This window comes from Oculatella sp. LEGE 06141, assembly GCF_015207605.1.
In the GTDB taxonomy this organism is placed as follows: Bacteria; Cyanobacteriota; Cyanobacteriia; order Elainellales; family Elainellaceae; genus Oculatella.
On the sequence record NZ_JADEWO010000121.1, the window covers coordinates 1 to 5,608 of the forward strand.

Annotated in this window: 6 protein-coding genes; 1 reads left to right on the forward strand and 5 read right to left on the reverse strand. The window is 47.8% G+C overall.

Going from position 1 to position 5,608, the window contains the following annotated elements:
- Positions 1 to 327: 327 nt before the first annotated feature.
- From IQ268_RS31650 to IQ268_RS31660, 3 genes are all read right to left on the reverse strand, one after another.
- Complete coding sequence (locus IQ268_RS31650; RefSeq protein WP_193887405.1) at positions 328 to 717, reverse strand: hypothetical protein; 390 nt, start codon at positions 715 to 717, stop codon at positions 328 to 330.
- Between the two features lie 469 nt (positions 718 to 1,186).
- Positions 1,187 to 1,720, reverse strand: coding sequence for a hypothetical protein (locus IQ268_RS31655; RefSeq protein ID WP_193887407.1), 534 nt, complete (start codon positions 1,718 to 1,720; stop codon positions 1,187 to 1,189).
- Positions 1,721 to 1,749: 29 nt separating this feature from the next.
- Positions 1,750 to 2,292: a hypothetical protein gene (locus IQ268_RS31660; RefSeq protein WP_228035909.1), complete on the reverse strand. Its 543-nt coding sequence runs from the start codon at positions 2,290 to 2,292 to the stop codon at positions 1,750 to 1,752.
- A 360-nt stretch (positions 2,293 to 2,652) separates the two neighbouring features.
- Here IQ268_RS31660 and IQ268_RS31665 point away from each other — a divergent pair, with 360 nt between their 5' ends.
- A complete protein-coding gene (locus IQ268_RS31665) occupies positions 2,653 to 3,084 on the forward strand; it encodes a hypothetical protein (RefSeq protein WP_193887409.1) in 432 nt (143 codons plus the stop codon).
- A gap of 214 nt (positions 3,085 to 3,298) precedes the next feature.
- Here the strand turns inward: IQ268_RS31665 and IQ268_RS31670 are convergent, their stop codons facing one another.
- Entirely contained in the window at positions 3,299 to 3,781 is a 483-nt protein-coding gene (locus tag IQ268_RS31670; protein WP_193887411.1) for a hypothetical protein, read from the reverse strand.
- Between the two features lie 191 nt (positions 3,782 to 3,972).
- Entirely contained in the window at positions 3,973 to 5,010 is a 1,038-nt protein-coding gene (locus tag IQ268_RS31675) for a hypothetical protein (protein ID WP_193887413.1), read from the reverse strand.
- Between the last annotated feature and the right edge of the window lie 598 nt (positions 5,011 to 5,608).

Genomic DNA, 5,608 nt, shown 5'->3' on the forward strand with positions numbered 1-5,608 from the left:
CATTGCCAAGCGGTGGAACCGACCGATTAAAGATTGGAAGGCAGCGTTGTCGCATTTTGCTATCCTATTTCCAGGACGCTTCAATTATTGACGATCTCAAGGCTTACACAAAAATCAAAACACTCTCCTCTGTTTTGCCTTCTGGCCTATTGTTTCCTAATCAAGGATGGTCTAAATGTCATTGCCTATGATAGCGATGTGGATAACCTGGAAGTTCATGACTATCATGCTTGGTCAGATCCTCCTGTGCAGGTATTGAATCTGATATTCCAGGAACAGCACAGATGATTGCACAGAGGTCTTCAGCAATTCAGTTCTCTAGCAAAATCAAACCCTTCGATCGCGTTCTAAGTCATAAATTACTTTTTCCCAGCACCATTGCTCTGAACGGCCTGGGTTCTTTTCTCTGGCTTGAATGACTAAGCGTTTAGCTGTTTCCATATCGCCATTCACCAGAGGAAGTAACTTACGGGCAAGTGAAGTTTTAATGAGCTTGACTGGCTGTTGCGGTGCTGATGGACTTGGCTTGAAGATAAAATTTCCTGGAGACTGTTTAACCAGTTTTTGTGCAACGGGTCTTGATGAGGAATAGACTTGAATTTTTCTATATTGAGACTGAGAATTTTGCTTCTCAATCTCCTTGAGCAATATGAAAATCAGCAGACACGCTAGGAATGCAAGTGCTATCACTGATAGCGCGATAATGATATTTACCATATGGGAATATTAAGGTTTGAATAATTGCAAAAACCCTCTGACAAACTGTTAGAGGGTTTTTCTTAAAGTGCCCAATTTCAACTAATTCAGATTCAACGTTTTGACTAATCTGAACCCACAAACAAAAGCTCTGGGACGATCGCCCCTTCTCAGCTTCCTCAGCAAACCATTGACTTGCACTCAGATGTCACTCAAAGCCGTTTCAGTCTCCTGCTGCATTCTAGTAATCAAGCAAGCAAACACGCTTGAACCCCACGAAGGAACCGCCAAAAGGAGAAATCAAAGTCCCACCCGTAGGTGAGGCTGTAGAGAATGTTTGTCTAAATCAGGATTCAAACTTGAAATGGGAGAGCCAGTTCTGAGCGTTCTTGTTTGGTCAATTTAGTGCGTTCCCCTTGAGCTGACTGGCACAATCAGAAATACTGAAACTCAATAAATTCGTTCGTGTTTTAGTTCAATGCTGCAAAGCTCATACCGCCGTTGTTACAGGATGTGTTTTTCCTGCGCTCAACACCCGTGATGAGATGGAGTGCGATGCGGCTTCTGCCATTGCTTGCCAGTCTTCCTGAGTGAACATTTCCGCCAACAGTGACACTGCTTGCTTCTCGGTCGGTGGGTTCATATTTCCCAGTTCAACATTCCCTGCCAGGAGACTATCGATCGTTGCAAGTTGAGTTGCGGTAGGATTCGCTAAATGATGACGGATCAACCGACGGGCGATCGCATAGGTGTCGTCGAATCCCGCACCCAAATCCCAAGATTCCATCCACTGCCGCAAGGCAGTAAAAAGAATTGACTGGGCTTTCATCTGCTGCCGCAACTGCTGGTCTTGCTCACTCGTAAGCGCAGTAACAGTTTGGCTATACCCTTTCATGGGCAGTCCCGCTTCTACTTGCCCCCCATCCTCAATTTGGGCAGACTCGTGCAACCATGCCTCGTTGTTGCACAAATCCATTAAGTCTCCGCTTTGGGCGTATTGGGCAGCAAGGGTGGGATCGTCCATTGAAAACTTTCCTGGGAATTAGGGCAAACTTAGCGCCGGAGCACACCGTATTCAAAGTATACCAAGCCCTCCTTGTCTGAGTCTGGGTCATACTCTGGCATCTGGTTGCGGCGATAAAATTCTTCTGACTCGGGTAAAGCGTGAAGCCCGACTCGACCACCGTATCCCAATTCGAGGCTTCGCTGCCGCGCAAACAGCAAAAGGGTTCGACCTACCCCCCGTAAATAGGGTGGGTCTTCTAAGCGCCGACGGTTCCAGGGAGCCACAGCCAATGCTTCAACATAGACCAAGGGGTAACGCTGGGGAAGTTGCGATCGATGCCATTGGGTTTCAAGAAACATCAATCCCTGAGTCAGACTGTCCACTTCAATTGCATAGGCTTCATACCGGGCATCTTGACTGCCTTGCCGTAGCTTGAAGTCCCAACTCCAATAGCTATCGGGCTGTTCGGTTGCCCTTAAAATCCCCTTCCAAATTGTCTCAAAGTCCTCTAAGTGACGATCGCTCATGCTACAGAGTAGTCCAGTTACGATGTCTCCTGTCCCACTTAGAAGTTGAATCGATCGTTGCATCTCCGGTAATTAAAGTGCTTGCTCAGAACATTGCGATGTATCTCTAAGAGAGTATCTCATTCAGCCACTGCATCAAACCTCTAAGAGCCAAATAAGTCTGGTAATGGTCAGTACAAGGAACCTTTATGAACTACCCACTTCGGGTGTATGTAGCCAATTTGCCAAGGGTAATCACCTTCGGCAATCAAAAGGGTTTCTACTAATCGTATATCTATCTACTGCGCAACAAGGTTAAAAGGGAGAGGTTAAAAGGGTTGCCAGGAGAGTGCTTGAGACTTGAGCAGAGCAAAGGAGCGTTGATCCCAAAGCTGGGTCAGTGAGGCGATCGAACTTCGGTTTGGTTTGTTTCTATCGATTTAGTTGAGCATCGAGCCAGGTGTCGAACTCTTCTTTGAGATGGGGAAGTTGATGGGATCGCCCGTAATTTTGTCGTCGTTCGTCGAGGGAGCGATCGCCGTTGTCACCCCTGCGAGTGCTTTGAGTGAATGCTACACAGACTCCTACCGGGATAACCTGAACAAAGGGATTGCCACCGATGTGAGCCTCGCCAATCGCCAGCAAGATGAGTACTTCAGTGGACTCAACCAGATTGCCGATCGCTTCAGTGATTCCTATCGTGGCAACTTGAACAAAGGGCTGTCTGCTGAAACCAACCTATCTGACCGTCATCAAGACGCATTCAACGGTGGCCTCAATCGCCTCACTGATCGCCACCAGGATGAGTTCAATGACGGGTTGAAGCGACTAGCCGAGCGCTTTGAAGATGAGCGTGGCACCACGCTGAACCGTTAGGTTGATGGCGATCGCTGCTTGTGATCCGCTAACCACAAAGCCCTAACAGATTTCCTTCGTGAACGTCCCCCACGACACTGACCACCAAGTGGGTGTGGGATTTTTTTTGGAACTGTTGGGGCTGTTTTTGTTGGAGGCGATGGCTTAGGTGATGTCGGCTGACAGTATACCCTCTCAACCAGCAACCACAGGTACAACTGTTCGGTGAGGGGGCTTAGTTTTTTGTGAAGTAGAAGACGAAGGTTGAATTTACAACTTGTCCAGACAGGGTTGTGCCGTTTGCATTCACTATCCCTGTCAGCACAATGGCTTGATTGCCGTTGAACTGCTCCAGTGAGATGGTGATGGTATTACCTTGTTTGCTAGCACTGAGGGTGCCTGCTTGCAGAATCTCGTCTTGTCCTTCGAGCTGCCAGGTGCCTTGATAGCTAGACCCGCCGCCCGTCATTTGCAGCGTCAGATAGGATAAGGCATCATCGCCTGCCGCGTGCATGTTGCCCTGCCAGGTGCCGCTGAGCGTTTGAGGAGCAGTGAGCCGCAAGGGGCGTTGGGGGTGAACACTCGGAGTTGCAGGAGCGCGATCGCTGCGTCCTTGGCGAACGACTTGAGCGGTAGCTGAGTTAGGTGCCAGAGATAAGCCAGTACTGAGGGTGGTGACTAGTGTAACCAGTGCGATCGTCTGTTTGGAGAATGACATGATGTTGTCTCTGCTTGATGAAGGTTTGGGCGGTAGAACCGTATGAGGTTGTTCTACTGCTTCTTCATAGGAGGGACTTGTCAGGTTTATGCACGATCGATTGCACTAGAGCAAAAATTGGTTGTGTGAGTCGGCTAGAGAGGCGAGCTTTGACCCACCTATGTCTAAATTGTGAGCAAATACACAATTCTTTAGTCCGCATATACAGAAATGAAGTCGGAACGAATCCACCCAACAGCCCCAGACACTTGGAACTCAACGTTGTACCAGGTATATCCATCGTCACCAGTTGTGCTGTCTTGAATCGTCACTTCATCCCCTACCAAACCGTAACGGCGAGTCGGGATGCTATCAGTTGGTTGTTCCCGCAGGTTGATTCGTGCCTTTGCATTGTCAGCAACTAATGTCCCAACTTGCCCAACCACCGAGCTGGTGCCCACTTCGGTGCGATCAGATTGAATAACACTGGAACCAGTAGGAGCTTGTTGCATTTGCCACTGTAGGGTTTCGTTTTGTTGTTCTAACTCAAACGCCCTTCGTTCAGCGAGTTCAGCACGCCTCCGATTCGATTCCATCCCAATATTCATTAAGCTCTTGCTCCGTTCTGCCTCTATCCGAGCTTGTTCTGCTTCTTCATTCGCTTGGGCTTCCAACTGGCGGGCTTGGTAAGTTTCTCGAATGGTGCGATCGCCAAACCCCACTACCTGCCAAAATCCGTCAATTCTCTTAATTTCAATATCTACTGAATCCAATGAATGCTCCCAATCAACTCCTTGTGGCTTATTGATAGTGACTACAGCAGTATTGCGACCAGACATTTGAATCGTCTGACTGAGCAGGTACTGCGTGACTGGTTGCTCAGCTCGATCAAGAACGGAAGCTAGTTCATCCTTTATCTGATTGGCGATCTGTACTCTTAACCCTTCAGCCATGCCATCTATCATGTTGATAGCCATCATTCCACCCAACGTTTCAAACCCGTTTTCTGTGGTCTGAGTTTCTGCCACCAGTTCAGCCTTGGCAAGTTCAACCATGCCTTTCACAAAATCTTCCGATGTCCGATCGATATCGATGAGCGCTTGAACTCGTGCCGTGCTATCAGAATCAATTGCGCGTCCTAGCTTGAACAAGAAGAAACGAGGTGTTTGTGCAAATGCGTAAGCACTAATCACAAATGTGACAATCAAAGCGCCACCAGTCAGAGCGATCGGAGAAACTTTTCTTAGCATTGTAGAAAGGCTGTAGGAACCACTACACCATAGATACTGCGATGTAAAGACAGTGTGAGTTTGCAGAAGCTTTGTACAGTAGAAGAACACTGGCAAAGGTTCGATGAGGCATGTTTTTCTTCCCCCAGAGTGGGTATTATTACGGTTCTTGGTAGTTGAGGTAGTGTTTCCCGACCAAACCTGTCTACTCACGCCCTTAATCACATCTGTCTACTTAAATTGCTGACATAGTTCATAACGGCTCTCAAACGTCGTTTGCAACTTATCCAGTCGATTGATTAACTGATGCAGATGGGAAGACACTTTCTTGGACTTCTCAAAGCGCCAAGCCTCGATAGTGGTTAAGTACTCAACAAAATGTTTAGGTTCACAACTGCCACCTCCATGCCACGAGTGAAACCCTTTATGGAGATCTTCATGCATCGCCAAAAGGTTTTCATGAACTGAGGCTAAGTCCGGGCGTGTTGAACAGAGAGTGGTCAAATTTTTGTGTAAGCCTTTAGATCGTCAAAAGTTGAAGCGTCCTGGAAATAGGATAGCAAAATGTGACAACGCTGCCTTCCAATTTTGAATCGGTCGGTTCCACCGCTTGGCAATG

Excerpts from the sequence above, each read along its gene's own strand:
- IQ268_RS31675 (WP_193887413.1), bottom strand. The coding sequence starts at position 5,010 with ATGCTAAGAAAAGTTTCTCCGATCGCTCTGACTGGTGGCGCTTTGATT.
- IQ268_RS31670 (WP_193887411.1), bottom strand. The coding sequence starts at position 3,781 with ATGTCATTCTCCAAACAGACGATCGCACTGGTTACACTAGTCACCACC.
- IQ268_RS31650 (WP_193887405.1), bottom strand. The coding sequence starts at position 717 with ATGGTAAATATCATTATCGCGCTATCAGTGATAGCACTTGCATTCCTA.
- IQ268_RS31655 (WP_193887407.1), bottom strand. The coding sequence starts at position 1,720 with ATGGACGATCCCACCCTTGCTGCCCAATACGCCCAAAGCGGAGACTTA.
- IQ268_RS31660 (WP_228035909.1), bottom strand. The coding sequence starts at position 2,292 with ATGCAACGATCGATTCAACTTCTAAGTGGGACAGGAGACATCGTAACT.